This is a genomic window from Streptomyces aureocirculatus (assembly GCF_000720475.1).
In the GTDB taxonomy this organism is placed as follows: Bacteria; Actinomycetota; Actinomycetes; order Streptomycetales; family Streptomycetaceae; genus Streptomyces; species Streptomyces aureocirculatus.
In genome coordinates this window covers 164,478-180,612 of sequence record NZ_JOAP01000015.1, presented here as the reverse complement: position 1 = coordinate 180,612, position 16,135 = coordinate 164,478, and the positions used below count along the sequence as shown (strand labels likewise).

Genomic DNA, 16,135 nt, shown 5'->3' with positions numbered 1-16,135 from the left:
CCGGATGCACATCGCTCCGTGAGCAAGCGCCTTCGCCTGGCCGCGATCGTGGGCACGGACATATCCCGCCGCCGCTTCGTTCCCATGCGTGACCGCTCCGCAGGCTCGACCGCATCGCGACACAGCTACAGTGATCGCGCGATAGCACCACACACGCTCAGGAGGGGCACACGTGCGGGCCGACCCCCTGCCGATACGCGTGCCGGTCGGGCTCGAGTCGGAACGCTGGGCCAGCCGCACAGCTCGCCGTCGGGTTCTGCTGGTGATTCACAACGTCACTTCCGCCGGCCGCCTCATGGACGTGTTGCCGCTTTTCCATGACGACTTCCGCGTGCAGCTACTCCTCACATCCACGGGCTCCTCTGCTTTTCAGGACGGAATCGAGGAGCTCTCCGCCGGCTTGGGTCTTCCCGTACTGCCTTGGGATCAAGCGCTTTCGACACCCGTAGACCTTGCGGTATCTGCGAGCTTCGGCGGACAGATCTCCTCCATTCCGGGCAAACTATCCGTTATTTCGCATGGAGTTGGGAGCCGGGAGCCGGGAGCCGGGAGCCGGGAGCCGGGAGCCGGGAGCCGGGAGCCGGGAGCCGGGAGCCGGGAGCCGGGAGCCGGGAGCCGACGTTCGGGTTGTCTCCCGAGTGGCTCTTGGCGGACGGCAAACCGTTCATGGACGGTCTCGTGCTGTCACATCCGGAACAACTGGACCGGTTGCGTCGCGCGTGTCCCGAGGCCGTGGACGTCTCCGTGCTCGCCGGCGACCCCTGCTTCGACCGGATGCTCGCCGCGCGCCCGTACCGCGACCGCTTCCGGCGGGCCCTCGGCGTGCGACGGGGCCAACGGCTCGTCGTACTCAACTCCACCTGGAATCCCGAGGGTTTCTTCGGCAGCGGTGGCGATCAGGACCTCCTTCCGGGCCTTCTCCCCCGGCTCACCGCGGAGTTGCCGGCCGACGACTACCGGCTCGCGGCAGTGCTGCATCCGAACATCTGGTACGGGCACGGCCCCGGCCAAGTCCGCGCCTGGCTGGACCGGGCCCTGCGCAGCGGGCTGACTCTCATCGACCCCGCGCACGCCTGGCGGCAGGCCCTGCTGGCAGCCGATGCCGTCGTCGGCGACTTCGGCGCCGTCTCCTACTACGCGTCCGCTCTGGGCCTTCCGGTGCTGATGGCGACCAGAGGGCAGGACCGGCTGGACCCCGGAACGCCGCTCGCCGCGTTCGTCCGAGACGCACCGCTGCTCGATCCGTACGGCGCCCTGCGCCCCCAGGTGGAGCGGCTGCTCACCGAGCACCGCTCGGCCGCCGATCCCGGGGAGTTCGTCACCTCGGCGCCAGGCGCCTCGGCAGCGCTCCTGCGGCAGCACTTCTATGCCCTGATGGACCTCCCTGAGCCCGCTGCCCCCGCTCTGCTGGAACCGTTGCCCCTGCCTCCCTACGACCCACCACGGCGGACAGCTCCGCTCCGCGTACTCACGCGCGTCACCGGGACCGGCATCGTGGTCGAGCGAGCCACCGAACACCCCTATGACGCCGACGGTGACGTGCATCTGGCGGTGCACGAGGAGACCCGGGACCCGGGCAGCCTGGAGCTGGCCGACGTGATCGTGCGGGACGAGTCGGCGAACGACCCGCGCCTCGGCGGCCCGGCGGTATGGACGGCCGAGGCCCTGGCGCGGCACGAGCACTGCACGGTCGCCGCGTACGTGAGCGGCCCGGACACCTGCACCGTACGCAGCCGCAAACACGGTCTGCTCCACCTGTCCGCGCGCCCGGCGGCGGACGCCGACCCGGCGGCGTACGCCTCAGCGTTGTACGCGTGGCTGGCCGGCGGTGGCAGCGTTCCGCGCGAAGGCGCCGTCACACTCCGGGTGCGCGTCGCCGGTGGCGTGCACCCGGTGGTCGTGACGGCCCGCTAGCCGTTGCCCTCGCAGCGCAGCCGGAGTCCGGCGAGGTACCGCAGGTGCGGAGTGGCCGCTGGGGTGAGCAGGCCCTCCGCCTCGGTGATCTTCGTCAGCGCTTCGGCGTTCTCTCCCGCGTCGAGGAGGGTCTCGGCCAGGTCCGTGAGAGCACGTGCGCGGTTGTAGCTCTCCCCCTGCTCCTTGAAGAAGTCCGTCGCCGACTCCAGCAGGCGTTGCGACTCCGCCAACCGCCCCATCCCTCGCAGGGCACGCCCCTGGTGGCGATCGACCAGGGCGAGGGCACGCGCCACGTCCCGCGCCCCCTCCTGTCCCGGAGTAATCCGCCGGTAGCTGCGCTCAGCCGCGCCGAACTGCTCGAAGGCGGCCTCGTAGCGCCACTGGTAGAGGTACAAGAGGCCCAGCAACTCGACGGACGAAGCCTCGCCGCGTACGTGGCCTTCCGCGCGCTCACACGCGATGGCAGCGCGCGCCTCACGCGCGGCTTCCTCCCACTGCTGGAGTTCTCCCAGGCAGTGCCCGAGCTGGAAGTGGAGCCCGGCCGCCGTGCGGGAGTGCGGCCTGCGTTCGTCGGCGCACCTGGCCGCCACGCGCAGCGCGGGCAGCACCTCGTCCCAGTAACCGGCTTTCAGTTGAAGTGGCCAAAGGGCCCGGGCCAGCCGCAGCGCTGTAGTGAAGTGCTGGTACTCCACGGCCACGGATACCGCTCGGACCACATTGCCCGCCTCCGCCGCGAGCTCCGCCACGCCCTGCGCCTCGTCACGGTGGACGTCCCCGTCCGCCGGCGCGGGTTCGGTGCGCCAGCTCTGCGGCAGTGCGGCATGGGCCGCGTGCAGGGCGCGGTTGAGCAGGGAGTCGAGCGCGCGCTCCACGGCGGCGGAGCACTCGGGTATGCCGTGTTCGGGGCCCGCGGTGTCGGCCAGGCAGCGCCGCACCTCGGGACGGAAGCGGTAGCGCTCGTCCCCCAGCGGGTCCAGGAGCTGGGCCTCCGATGCCTCGACGAGCATCCGGGCCGCCTCTTCGGGCGTGGTGTCCGCGGCCGCGGCAGCCAGGCGTGCGTCGATGGAGGGCCAGCCGCCCAGCGCCGTCAGCCTGATGAGCCGCGCCGTCCCCGGCCGGAGGCAGTCACAGGCGGTCCGGACGGCGTCGCGTACCGGATCGTGCCCCGGCCTTCCCGCACTTGGCTCCGGAACGCCCTGACCGGGCTGACCAGGCTGACCGCCCTGACCGGGCTGACCGGGCTGACCGGGCTGACCGGCCTGACCGGCCTCCTCGGTGCGGAGTCGCAGCGCCTCGGCCTTCAGCGCGAAAGCGTTTCCCTCGCACCGCGCGAGCAGGTGCGGCATCCGGGCCTTGGCGCGCGCGACCTCCTCCTTCCCCGCCACTTTCCTCACCATCTGCACCGCGTACCGGTCGCTCAGCGGAGGAACAGCGACGCGCTCGGCCTCCAGCACAAAGGGTCGGCCGGAGACGACCACCAGCAGAAAGACATCGGGAGCAGCCGGGACGAGACTGCGGACCTGGGCGGCCGAGGAAGCGTGATCGACCACCACCAGAGCCCTGCGACCCGCGGTGAGCTGACGGTAGAGCTGTTCGCGGCCCGCCGCGGTGGGGGGCATCCGCTGCGGCGGGACGCCCATCTGCCGCAGCAGACGCAGCAGCACAGCGGCGGGCTCCGGGCCGTGCCCGCCTGAGGTGTCCCGCAGGTCGACGTAGAACTGCCCGTCGGGGAACTGGGCGTGCAGCGTCGCGCCCAGATGCAGGGCCACCGCGGTGGTGCCGATCCCCGGCGGCCCATGGAGCAACGCGACGCGCGGCCGTCCGTCGGCCCGGCGCGTCCCCTCCCGCTTCAACTCTTTCAGGACCTGCTGGCGATCGGTGAAGTCCCGTGAGGCCGGGGGGAGTCCGGCCGCCGGCGGCAGAGCCATCGCCTGTCCGGAGAAGCTGCGTACGAGGAGCGCCCACTCGCCCGCCTGCTGGGGATCATGGCGCAGGCGCGCGTGAACCTGCCCCGCCAGGGTCTGCCACCCCTCCGGTCCTGTCGGCAGCGGCGTTTCCCTCCCCAAGGTCCTTCTCGCCATCGCCCCGGCCGACAGGAGCGTCTGCTTGCCCACCTCTCCCGCGGCGCCGTTCCACGCGGCCGTGAGAAAAGCAGTCAGCGCGCTCAGCGCCACAGTCTCCAGCACGTCGGCCCCTCCCTCGTCTCTGCCGGACTGTATCGCCACGGCCACAGCCCGCGGAAACCTTTGAGCCCTTGTCAACTCCGCCGTATGGGTCAGCCATTCCTCCGAGCCGAACGTCCCCAATCCGAGCCGACCGTCCCCAAAAGGAAGCTATGAATGGGCCCTCCCAACCGATCTACAATGCCTGTTCCGCCGCGAGCCGCGAGCCGCGAGCCGCGAGCCGCGAGCCGCGAGCCGCGAGCCGCGAGCCGCGAGCCGCGAGCCGCGAGCCGCGAGCCGCGTAGCCGGCGCCGGAGGTTTGGGGGGCCGGGGTGGCCGCGCGCTTCGCTGACATCCCGTTCCTGCGGGTCCCCGTGGGTGAGGACGCCCATCGCTGGCGAACCTTCCCCGGCGAGCGCACGCTCGTCGTCGCAGCCCGCACCCTGACCTCGACCATCCGCATCCTGGAGGTACTGCCGGCGCTCCTGCGCGGCGATACCCGGATCACCGTGGTCTTCGCGCACGACCCTGGGTCCGCCTTCAGCGACGGCTCGATCGATCTACTGCACGACTCAGGCTGCCGGGTCATTCCCTGGGAGCAACTTTCCCACATCGAACCCGACTTGATCGTCAGCGCCAGTGAGCACATCGATCTTCCGGCTGGGCACTGCCCGGTCCTGGTGCTCCCGCACGGGGTCGGCTTCCAGAAGTACGTCCCGGACTCCCGCGCCCCGCGCGACCGCCTGTCCGGCGTCGTGCCGGATGAACTGATCGAAGCAGGACGGGCCTGGATGGCCGTCTCGCACCCCGACCAGGAACGGCAGCTCGTCGCCGCGCACCCGAAGTCCGCCGGGCGCACGCTGCTCGTCGGTGACCCCTGCCTCGACGAACTGCTCGTGAGTGAGCACCGGAGGGAGAGCTACCGGCGCGCTCTGGAGGTTCAGGACAATCAGCGCCTGGTGATGGTCAGTTCGACCTGGGGGCCGACCTCGCTCATCGCCCAGAACCCTGAGCTGCCCGCCCGGCTCCTGAGCGAACTGCCCTGGGACACCCACCGGGTCGGCCTGATTCTGCATCCCAACGTGTGGTCGGCCCACGGAGCATGGCACATCCGGACACTCCAGGCCGCAGCCCTCGACGCCGGTCTGCTGCTCATGCCGCCCGTGCACGACTGGCGGCCCGCGCTCGTCGCCGCCGACGCGGTGATCGGTGACCACGGCTCCGTAACCCTCTACGGAGCCGCGCTCGGCAGACCCGTGGCTCTGGCGGCGCACGGCAGCGAGGCCGTACCGGGCACCGCGAGCGCGGATCTGGCCCGGTTCACACCACGCCTCGATGCCGACGGCGGGCTCCTGGCTCAGATCGACGATCTCGTACAGAGCCATGCGGATCGTCGTGATCAATACACGGCCGTGGCCGCGCGCGCCTTCGAGACGCCGGGGGCGGCGCTCGCTCGTTTGCGTGCGGCCGTCTACGACCTGCTCGGTCTCCCCCTGCCGCCGAGCGACGCGCCACGCCCCCTCGCCCTCACCACCCCGGTGAATCCCGCGGCTCCGGTGACCTCGTGGGTCGTGGGCACCCGTCTCTGTACCGAGTCCACTCCCCGCGGCCACCTCACCATCGGCGTCAGCCGCTTCCCCACCTCTGTCGCCCGGGAGCAGCCTGAGACCGAACGGTCCTTCTGGCATCTCGCCGTCGAACCGGCCGAGGAACGCGACCGACGCCTGACCGAGAGCGCTTCCGTCCTGCTCGGCTCCACTGCGGCCCCGGACCTCGCCGCCGCACGGCACTGGGCACGAGATGCCCTGGCACGCCTGCCCGGCAGCGTCCTCGCCGCGAACGCGCTGGACTCCGGGGTGTGCATGGCCAACCTCCGCGATGGGAGCGTCGTAGAGGTGTCCTCCGCCGACGGTCGCGCCGTCGATGCGGCACTGGCCGCCTCCGCGGTCTACGCCTGCCTGCGCGCCGACGTTCCTGCGATCGGGATCGAAGTGGTGCTGCGCGCCGACGGCGCGAACGCCCCCGAGACACGGCTACGCCTGCGCGCCGTCACGACTTGAGGCCCACGACCTCGATGTTCTCCTTGGACCTGCTGCCAACGCGACCGTGCTCCCTCTACGGTGGTCATCGGCACTAGAGGTACGGCTGGTTCGGCAGCACCGCCGGTATGTGAGGGGGCCCTGTGGCGATCGAGGTGGCGGCACTGGCCGCATCGGGTGCGACGAGCACGGTGGTCGGACTCGCCGTCACCGAAGCGTGGACCCAGGTGCGCGCCCGCCTCACCCACCTTTTCAGCCGACGCCGTGACCAGGGCGCCGCCACCGAAGATGTCGAGCAACTTCGCATCGCTTTCGAACAGTTGGCGGCGTCACTGCGGTCGGACAACGAGCACGCCGTGGGCGACTCCGCCGATCAGTTGCGCAGACGGCTGCGCCACTCCTTGCGGCAAGGCTCCGAGACCGCTCAGGAACTGGTGGATCTCTTAAGCGAAATGAGCGGCCTGGCGGGCGATCCTCCCGCGGGGAGCACCGGATCGCAGGGAGCGGCGAGCTCCGCCGCCCACTCCCCGATCTCGTACCACGTGCCCGAAGCCCTCCGACGCCAAGGGCCGCCCTCACAAGTACCGGCCCCGCGCCATCACTTCATCAACCGCTCGGACGAGCTGGCCGTCCTGAACAGCCAGCTCGCTCACGACACCGACCCCTCACACGTGGACGTCCGCGTCCTCGCCGGCCCGCCAGGGGTCGGGAAGTCGGCACTGGCCCGCCACTGGGCGCACACACGCCGGACACGCGAGTACTTCCCCGACGGTCGGCTCTACGTGGACTTCGCGGCGCTGCGCCATCACACCGACCCGGGGGCGGACGTCACCGAGGCCGTCGGCCACTGTCTGCGGTCCCTCGGAGTGGCTGATGCCCACCTGCCCCCATCCCTCGGCGAGCGCACCGCACTCTTCCGTGACCGGACCGCGGATCTGCGCGTCCTGCTCGTACTCGACGACGTGTCCTCCCCCGCCCAGGTACGGGCCCTGATCCCGAACGGTCCTGGCAGCTCCGTACTCGCGACGAGCACGTTCAAGCTGGGTGAACTCTCCCTCGACGGCGCCCGCCCCTTGCCTCTCGAACCCCTCACCGAGGCCGCCTCACTGCTGCTCCTGGCCGACCGATGCGGTCAGGAGCGGGTAGCCGGTGATCCCGAAGCCGCCCAACGGGTGGTCGGCCTGTGCTCGGGCCTACCGGTCGCCCTGCAGGTCGCCGCGGCCCGTCTGGTGAACGACCCTCGCCTCACACTGGACGCTCTTGCCGCCGAACTCGCGGACGACGGACGGCGGCTGTCCGCACTCCGCGTGGGCGGCGAGTCCCCGGTGTCCGCGGTCTTCGACTCCGCCTACCGGCAACTGCCGGCCGACATGGCCCACGGCTACCGGCTCCTCGGCTGGATCCCCGGCCCGACCTTCGACGCGGCAACCGCTGCGGCCGCCCTCGGCCGGGACCTGGAGTCGGCCCAGGTACTCCTCGACGTCCTTGATGACATGAGCCTGCTGGAGGTCACGGAGGAGCGTCGGTACCGGTTCCACGGCCTCGTCCGTCTCCACGCACGCGACCGTGCGGGTGCCGAGGAGCAGTCCGGCACCCGGCTCGCGGTGACGGGGCGCGTACTGACGCACTACCTGGTCCTCACGGCGCTCGCGGACCGCTCGGTGCGTGCGGACCGCCTGCGCGTCGCCGATCCGCGCACTTTGACGGCAGGACAACCCGATCCGTTCGCCACGCGGACCGGTCCACGCCCGCTGGACTGGCTGGAGGCCGAGCGCGCGAACATCATGGCCGTCCTGCGCGCGGCGGACGAACCCTCGCTGCACACACCCGGCTGGCAACTGGCCGAGTGCTTCACCGTCCTGTTCCTGCACCATCGCCACCTCGGCGACTGGCAGGAATCCCTGGAACTGGGTGCGCGTTACGCGGCCGCCGCGGTGTCTCCGGCCGCTGAGGCACGGCTGCGCAGTCTGCTCTCCCGCCCCCTGATGGACATCGGTGAACACGATCGGGCACTGCGGGAGCTGACGGCGGCCCTCTCCTGCGCGGAGATCGCCGACGACCCGGTGCTGCACGCCTCGGTCCTTGAGTTCTCCGGCCGGTACTGGGACCGCTTCGACCTGGACCGGGCCGTAGCGGCGTACCGGCGCTCCAGGGAACTCAACACGCGGGGCGGGGAGCCACGCGGAGCAGCCATCGCCGCCTTCTTCCTCGGCCGTGCCCAGGACGCGCGCGGCGACCACGACCAGGCCCTCGGCACCCTTCATCGCGCACGCACAGATCTGCTCGCCCTGCCGGTACCCGACCACCGCATGGCCGCCCGCGCCACCGCCGCACTCGGACGTGCCCTCGACAATCTGGGCCGAACCAGCGAAGCCGTACTGACCCTGCGCGAAGCAGCGCGGACACTGAAGCGCCTTGAGGCACACGCCTACGAGGCCGAGGCCCTGCTCGACCTCGTCTCCATCGCCGAACGCCCCGGTGCCGACCGCTCCACACTGCGAGACGACCTGACCAGAGTCGTCACCATCCACGCGGACATGGGGAGCCCGCTGACGGAGAGCCTGACCGAGCGTCTGCACTCCTTGGAGAATCCGGGCACAAGCACTGACTGACACGGCACCCGGGAGCAATCACCGCGCGCCGCGAACCTATGTCTGTGTTCGCGAAGTGAGAATTTAACGAGCCGGGCGGAGAGGTTTTTCAGCGCAATGAGCAGAGCGAGTTCAGTTTCCCCCCACCGGCCGCCATGACGTGCTACTGTCGTCTCAGTTGCAGTTGTGGTTCCCGAAAACTTCAAGTGCTCCTGGCCGGATACTGCGGTAGGGGCGCTTTTGTATGACCGGTCATTTCCGGGCGGGGTAATCATCGCGGCGACACGGTGTCCGCACAGTGCGGATTCCGATGTTTTGCCCCAAAGGAGATTGACATGACTACTGGTACCGTGAAGTGGTTCAACGCGGAAAAGGGCTTCGGCTTCATCGAGCAGGACGGTGGCGGCGCTGACGTGTTCGCCCACTACTCGAACATCGCCGCCCAGGGCTTCCGCGAGCTGCTCGAAGGCCAGAAGGTGAAGTTCGACATCGCGCAGGGCCAGAAGGGCCCGACGGCCGAGAACATCGTTCCCGCCTGACGCTTACGCGCACTTAGAGCTGGGGCCCGCATCCTTAGGGGTGCGGGCCCCAGCTCTAGGCATTTCCCCGCAGTGATTCCACCTGCGGGCGACGCGGAGAACATCCGCCGCCACACCTCACGCGGACGCTCGTACGGGGATCCAGACGCACTTTCGCAGCGCACCCCCGCATGTGCACCCCACATGTGTGCCCCGCACGATCTCCACCGCAGTCGACGCTCCGGATTTATTCCCGCTTCGCGTCCCTCATTTTTTCAGCGCCTGTGTCCGCATGGATCATCCGTCGGCCAGATTCGCTTTCGCTTTTCAGCACCGGTCCATTCTTGTAATTCTCTGCGTCGCTCATCGCTGCGGAATTCCTTGATATGCGCCGCATCGAGGAAGGTTCCCGCATGAACCGCACACGTACGAACGACCGATTTGCCCGCGCCCGTAGTGGCAGCACCGGTGCCGGAAAGAGCGGTGGCCGCTTCGGGGCGCCGGCCCCGCGCCGTTCCAGTGGTCACGGCCGTCGGCCCGCCGCTCCGCAGGGTGAGTTCGCCCTCCCCAAGACCATCACCCCGGCTGTTCCCTCCGTGGAGGACTTCGCCGACCTCGACATGCCGGCACCGCTCCTTGCCGAGCTCGGCAGGCAGGGCGTGGCCGTTCCCTTCCCGATCCAGGGAGCGACGCTGCCGAACACCCTCGCGGGCCGTGACGTCCTCGGCCGCGGGCGCACCGGCTCCGGCAAGACGCTCGCCTTCGGCCTTGCCCTGCTCGCCCGGACCGCTGGGCAGCGCGCCGAGCCCCGCCAGCCGCTGGGGCTGATCCTCGTCCCCACCCGCGAACTGGCGCAGCAGGTCACGGACGCGCTCACCCCGTACGCCCGTTCCGTGAGGCTGCGCCTGACCACGGTCGTGGGCGGGATGTCGATCGGCAGGCAGGTCAACGCGCTGCGTAGTGGCGCCGAGATCGTCGTCGCGACCCCGGGACGCCTCAAGGACCTCATCGACCGGGGTGACTGCCGCCTGAACCAGGTGAGCATCACCGTCCTTGACGAGGCCGACCAGATGGCGGACATGGGCTTCATGCCCCAGGTCACCGCGCTTCTGGACCAGGTACGCCCCGAGGGGCAGCGCATGCTGTTCTCCGCCACCCTGGACCGCAATGTCGACCTCCTGGTGCGCCGCTACCTGACCGACCCCGTCGTCCACTCGGTCGACCCCTCGGCCGGCGCGGTCACGACGATGGAGCACCACGTCCTGCACGTCCACGGCGCCGACAAGCACACGGCCACCACCGAGATCGCCGCCCGCGAGGGCCGCGTGATCATGTTCCTGGACACCAAGCACGCCGTCGACCGGCTGACCCAGGACCTGCTCAACAGCGGCGTGCGCGCCGCGGCGCTGCACGGCGGGAAGTCGCAGCCCCAGCGCACCCGCACCCTGACGCAGTTCAAGTCCGGGCACGTCACCGTGCTCGTCGCCACGAACGTCGCCGCCCGCGGCATCCACGTCGACAACCTCGACCTCGTCGTCAACGTCGACCCGCCGACCGACCACAAGGACTACCTCCACCGCGGTGGTCGCACCGCCCGCGCCGGTGAGTCCGGGAGCGTCGTCACGCTGGTCACCCCCAACCAGCGCCGCGGCATGGTCCGCCTCATGTCGGACGCGGGCATCAGCCCGCAGATCACCCAGGTCCGGTCCGGTGAGCAGGAGCTGCACCGCATCACCGGCGCCCAGGCCCCCTCGGGAATTCCGGTCGTCATCACCGCGCCGGTGGTCGAACGCCCCAAGCGCGGCAGCGCGGCACGCGGCCGTCGTCGCCCCGCTTCGGCGGCGCGGCGTGCCTCCGCACCGCAGCGGTTCGTTGTCGACGCGGCGGCCTAGCACCTTCGTGATCAGAAAGCTGACCCACCGCTGCAGGAGGCACCTTTTGACGCTGGTTCAGATGCAGTCCCACTCGATGAGCGACGAGCCCGTGCGCGGGTCATCGGCCGACGCCGTCGAGGAAGCCGGACCTCGGGTCTGGGACGACATGACCGTCGAGGTCGCCCTGTCCGTGATGGTCGGCGCCCGTGTCGAGCACCTGCTCGTCTGCGACGAGGACGGCAGGCGCACCGATCTGGTCACCCGGGCCGGGCTCATGGCCGTCCGTGACTGCTCCGCGTACACGGATCGGACGCGCCTGCGCGACGTCCGCGACGGCGGCCTCGCCCTCGCCCACTGAATCAGCCCTCCCTCGCCCACTGAATCAGCTCCCCCCGGTCCCCCTTCTTCCTGTGAGGTCTCATGCGCTGTGTCATCGCTCGCTTCCCGTTCGACCTGACCAAGAGCGACGTCCTGGAAACGATGAAAGGCGTCAAGCCTGAGCCGGTCACCGGAGATTCGGTGATCATCGGGCGGCGCCACTACCCCGTGAAACAGGTCGGCCAGGTCGTCACCCGCCAGGACCGCCGCGATTTCAGCGCGGGTGAGGTTCTTCGGGCCATGGCTCAGCTCGGCTTCACCTGCCGTGCGCTCCCTACGGCCGCGCCCGTGCCCGCGCCCGCGCCCCGCATGAGCCCGCTCCAGCGGGCTTCCGCCATGCTGGGAGTCCCCGCCGCCGGCTGATCGACGGGGCAGGCGGGCGCGGCCGGCACAAGGCCGCCGCCCGCGCCCGCCCCGACCGGAAAGCCGGTCGGCCCCCCCTCAGCCCCGGTAGAGCTCCTCGATCTCGCCCGCGAACGCCTCCGTCACCGCCCGGCGCTTGACCTTCATGGACGGGGTGAGCAGCCCGTTCTCCTCCGTGAACTCGCCCTCGACCACCACGAACCGGCGGATGGACTCGGCCCGCGACACCGCCTGGTTCGTGTAGTCCACGGCCTTCTGGACATCGGCGAGCAGTTCCGGGTCACGGCACAGTGCGGACAGCGGGGTGTCCTTGGGGCGCTTACGGACGGCCAGCCAGTGGGCGGCGGCCTCCGGTTCGAGGGTGACGACCGCCGCGACGTAGGGCCGGTTGTCGCCGACGACGAGGCACTGGCCGACGAGCGGCCGGCCGCGCAGCCTGTCCTCCAGGACGGCCGGTGAGACGTTCTTGCCGCCCGAGGTGACCAGGATGTCCTTCTTGCGCCCTGTGATGGTGAGGTAGCCGTCCTCGTCCAGGGACCCGAGATCTCCGGTGGCGAACCAGTCACCGCTCAGTACGGCGTCGGTGGCCTCCTTGTTGTTCCAGTACGAGGTGAAGACGATGCCGCCCTTGATGAGCACCTCGCCGTCGTCCGCGATGCGTACCGCCGTACCCGGCACGGGCACGCCGACCGTGCCGGGGCGCGGCCCCAGCGGCGGCACGATGGTGGCGGCCGCGGTGGTCTCCGTCAGTCCGTACCCTTCGTAGACGACGATCCCGGCGCCGTAGAAGAACAGGTTGAGGCGCTTGTCGAGCGGGGAGCCGCCGCTGATCGCGTAGCGGAGGCGGCCGCCGACCTCCTTGCGGATGCGGCGGTAGACGAGGACTTCGTAGAGCGCCCAGGCCGCGTAGGCGCCGAGGGACGGGCCGGGGCCCCGCCCCAGGAACTTGTTCAGATACGCCTCCGCGAAGCCCACGCCGATCCGGTCGGCGCGGTCGAAGGAGGCGCCGCGGCCGATCTTCTCGGCGGTCGCGCGACCGGTGTCGTGGATGCGCTCGAACAGATACGGCACGCCCACGAGGAACGTCGGTCTGAAGGAGCGCAGTTCGGGGCGGAGCTCGTCCGGTTTGATGCTCGGGCAGTGGCCGAACTCTATGCGCGCCAGCATGCAGGCGATCTGGATGCTGCGGCCGAGGATGTGGGCGAGCGGCAGGAAGAGCAGGGTCGACGCGGTCTGCCCGGTGATCGCCTTGAAGACCGGGTGCATGAGGTCGACGGTGTTGGCCGCCTCGGCGTGCAGATTGCCGTGCGTGAGGACACAGCCCTTGGGCCTGCCCGTGGTGCCGGAGGTGTAGCAGAGGGTGGCCACGGAGTCGGGACCGAGGGCCGAGCGGCGCTCGGTGACCTCCTGGTCGCTCACCCCGTGGCCGCGCTCGGCGAGTTCCAGGACCGCGCCGTCGTCGATGACCGACACGGCGGGGGGCACATCGAGCCCGGCGACCGCGCGCCGCGCCGTGTCCGCGTGCTCCGCGCTCTCGGCGATCAGGAGCCGGGCACCGGAGTCCCGCACGATCCACTCGATCTGCTCGGCGGACGACGTCGCGTAGACGGGTACGCTCTGGCCGCCCGCCGCCCATATCGCGAAGTCGAGGACCGCCCACTCGTAGCGCGTACGGGACATCAGGGCGACCCGGCCGCCCGGTTCGAGGCCCGCCGCGATGAGGCCCTTGGCGGTCGCGGTGACCTCGCGGGCGAAGACGGCTGCCGTGACGGGTCGCCACCGGCCCGCCTCCTTGCGCCGCAGCACGACGGCGTCGGGGGCCTCGGCCGCGTTGGTGTACGGGATGTCCGCGGTGCTGCCGCGGACGGCCGGAGCGGCGAGGGCGGGGGTGCGGGCCTCCCGTACGACGCCGTGCTCGTCCCTGACGGTCTCGACCTTGGCACGGTCCGCCAGGTCGGTGCGGCGGCGCGCCTGCTTGAGGTCCTTGCGTACGCCCATGACGGCTCCCGGTTCGTCCACGTGACACGGGTACGGCGAACAACTCCTTACTCTGAAGTCAACTTACCGACGCGTAAGGGAAATTCAATGGTTCGGGCAGAAGTACTCCGGGCCGCACGCCGGGCATCCCGGCTGCCGCGCACCGCGCTCCCGCGCACCGCTCACGACGGCCGCCCGGGTCCTCGTTCAAGCCGTCGCTGACCTGCGCCGAAGTACGGTGCATGACATTTACGCGCACCCCTGTCCGATCTGCCCGCCCCGGCGGCGCTTCCGCGGGGGCGGATGCCGTGCGTGCGGGCGGCCGGTTCGCCGCCGTCCGGACGCCCTTGCGGTGGGCGCTCTGCCTCGCGCCCGCGGTGCTGATCCTCGTCGCCGGGTACCGGCGGCGCTGGATGTCCGACGACGGGCACATCTACGTCCGCACGGTCCGGCAGATCCTCGCGGGCAACGGGCCCGTGTTCAACGCGGGCGAGCGCGCCGAGTCGTCCACCGGCACGCTGTGGCAGTGGCTGCTCGTGCTCGCCGGGCTGCCGGGCGCCGACATCGCGACCGCGGCCGTGTACGGCGGGCTGTTGCTCACCGCGGCCGGGTTCGCGCTCGCCGCGTGGGGGGCGGTTCGCCTGCACGACGGCGGGGCTGTTCCCGGCGGGGCTGTTCCCGGCGGCGCCGTTCCCGGCGGCGCCGTTCCCGGCGGCGCCCCGCCCCGTGGCCGCCGCGAGCCGGAGGGGGGCACAGTGAGGAGCGGCCGCCGTGTCCTGCTGCCCCTCGGCGCCCTGGTCCCCCTCGCCCTGCCGCCCGTCTGGGACTTCGCCACCTCCGGCCTGGAGACAGGGCTCGCCACCTGCTGGATCGGCGGTGCCTGGCTGCTGCTCGTCGCCCGGCCCCGCTCCCTCGGTACCGCCTTCGTCCTCGGCCTCGGCCCGCTCGTCCGCCCCGATCTGGCCCTGGTCTCCGCCGTGTTCCTGGGCGCGCAGTGGCTGAGCGCGCGCCCCTCGCGGCGCGCCGCGCTGGCAGGTGCGGGTGTGGCGGGGGCGCTGCCCGTCGCGTACGAGATCTTCCGCATGGGCTACTACGGGCATCTGGTGCCGCTGCCCGGCGTCACCAAGGAGGCCTCGCAGAGCCTGTGGGCGCGTGGCTTCGACTACCTGGACGACTTCGCCGGGCCCTATCTGCTGTGGCTGCCCGTCCTGTTCATCGCCGCGGCCCTGCTGCCGTCCTGCCGCGGTCGGCTCTCCGTACCGCTCGCCCCGGTGCTCGCGCCCGTCGTCGCCGGAGTGCTCTGCTGGGTGTACGTCATCAAGGTCGGCGGGGACTTCATGCACGGGCGGATGTTCCTGCCGGGGCTCTTCCTGCTGCTGCTCCCGGTGTTCCTCGTGCCCGCCACGCGCGCGTGGGCGACGGCCGCCCTCGGGGTCGGCGTGTGGGCCGTGGTGTGCGCGGCTGGGCTGCGGATCGGGTACGAGGGGCTCATCGGGCCCGGCGGCATCGCCGACGAACGCGGTGTGTACGTCCGGCAGAACGCCGCCGCGCACCCCGTGCACCACGCCTTCGGCGGCTACCGGGAGAACGCGGCGTACGCGCGCGAGGTGCGGGCTGCCGGGCGCGAGGGGGCGCCCGCGCTGTTCCTCGCCCGTAACCGGGTGGGCGGCGACTCGCCCTCGGTGACCGCCTATTACGCCACCCTCGGCCTCAACGGCACCGTCGTCCCCCTCGACGGCGCCGCCCTCGACCCGATCGGCCTCGCCTATCCGCTGGCCGCCCACTCGGAGCGCATCCCCGAACGCCGCGTCGGCCACGACAAGTGGCTGCCCGACGAGTGGATCTTCGCCGACCGCGGGGCGGGGGCCTTGCCGGCCGGGTTCCGTCCTGAGCGGGTCGCCGCCGCGCGGCGCGCCCTGCGGTGCGGGGCGCTCGCCGAACTTCGCGCTGCGACGCGGGCGCCGCTCACACCCGGGCGGTTCCTCCGCAATGTCGCCGGGGCGCCGGAGCGGACGTCCTTCCGGTTCCCCAATGACCCGGTGCGGGCGGAGCGCCAACTGTGTGGCGCTCCGTAGGGGCCGGGGCCCCGTAAGGGGCGCGGGGAACTGCGCGCGCAGCCACGGCAAAGCCGCAGCCGCGTCTGCTCGGTGTCTCGGCAGACGCGGCTGCGGCTTGTTTCCGAGCTGAGCGCGCAGTTCCCCGCGCCCCTGACGGGGCCCTTACGGGGCGCCCCCCATCTCGTTCGCGCGGCGGATGCCGTCTGCCAGGGCGGCCACAGACTTGTCCCGGGAGACGAAGGCCAGGGGCGCGGGGAACTGC

At 71.2% G+C, this 16,135-nt stretch carries 10 protein-coding genes; 8 read left to right on the top strand and 2 right to left on the bottom strand.

The window, feature by feature from the left end; genetic code table 11:
- Positions 1–678: 678 nt before the first annotated feature.
- Positions 679–1,914, top strand: a complete 1,236-nt coding sequence (locus IG78_RS0115905; RefSeq protein ID WP_318657856.1) for a hypothetical protein — start codon at positions 679–681, stop codon at positions 1,912–1,914.
- On the opposite strand, the gene IG78_RS49200 is transcribed toward IG78_RS0115905, so the two are convergent.
- Entirely contained in the window at positions 1,911–4,100 is a 2,190-nt protein-coding gene (locus IG78_RS49200) for an ATP-binding protein (protein WP_030563519.1), read from the bottom strand. The genes IG78_RS0115905 and IG78_RS49200 overlap by 4 nt on opposite strands.
- Before the next feature lie 308 nt (positions 4,101–4,408).
- Between IG78_RS49200 and IG78_RS0115895 the strand changes: the two genes are divergently transcribed.
- The 6 genes from IG78_RS0115895 to IG78_RS0115870 all read left to right on the top strand — a co-directional run bounded on the left by IG78_RS0115895 (position 4,409) and on the right by IG78_RS0115870 (position 11,839).
- On the top strand, positions 4,409–6,136 hold the full coding sequence (locus tag IG78_RS0115895) for a hypothetical protein (protein WP_225882019.1): 1,728 nt from the start codon (positions 4,409–4,411) through the stop codon (positions 6,134–6,136).
- Between the two features lie 122 nt (positions 6,137–6,258).
- Positions 6,259–8,727, top strand: coding sequence for a tetratricopeptide repeat protein (locus IG78_RS0115890; protein WP_051852669.1), 2,469 nt, complete (start codon positions 6,259–6,261; stop codon positions 8,725–8,727).
- 314 nt (positions 8,728–9,041) lie between these two features.
- Positions 9,042–9,245, top strand: coding sequence for a cold-shock protein (locus IG78_RS0115885; protein WP_030563513.1), 204 nt, complete (start codon positions 9,042–9,044; stop codon positions 9,243–9,245).
- A gap of 392 nt (positions 9,246–9,637) precedes the next feature.
- Entirely contained in the window at positions 9,638–11,116 is a 1,479-nt protein-coding gene (locus IG78_RS0115880) for a DEAD/DEAH box helicase (RefSeq protein ID WP_030563511.1), read from the top strand.
- 46 nt (positions 11,117–11,162) lie between these two features.
- Entirely contained in the window at positions 11,163–11,456 is a 294-nt protein-coding gene (locus IG78_RS0115875) for a CBS domain-containing protein (protein ID WP_037685271.1), read from the top strand.
- Positions 11,457–11,518: 62 nt separating this feature from the next.
- Positions 11,519–11,839 (top strand): SCO5918 family protein, encoded by a 321-nt coding sequence (locus tag IG78_RS0115870; protein ID WP_030563507.1) that lies wholly within the window; start codon positions 11,519–11,521, stop codon positions 11,837–11,839.
- 78 nt (positions 11,840–11,917) lie between these two features.
- Here IG78_RS0115870 and IG78_RS0115865 read toward each other — a convergent pair whose 3' ends face one another.
- On the bottom strand, positions 11,918–13,837 hold the full coding sequence (locus IG78_RS0115865) for an AMP-dependent synthetase/ligase (RefSeq protein WP_030563505.1): 1,920 nt from the start codon (positions 13,835–13,837) through the stop codon (positions 11,918–11,920).
- 287 nt (positions 13,838–14,124) lie between these two features.
- On the opposite strand from IG78_RS0115865, the gene IG78_RS42190 reads away from it, so the two are divergent.
- Positions 14,125–15,891: an arabinofuranosyltransferase AftB family protein gene (locus tag IG78_RS42190; protein ID WP_051852668.1), complete on the top strand. Its 1,767-nt coding sequence runs from the start codon at positions 14,125–14,127 to the stop codon at positions 15,889–15,891.
- Positions 15,892–16,135: the final 244 nt, after the last annotated feature.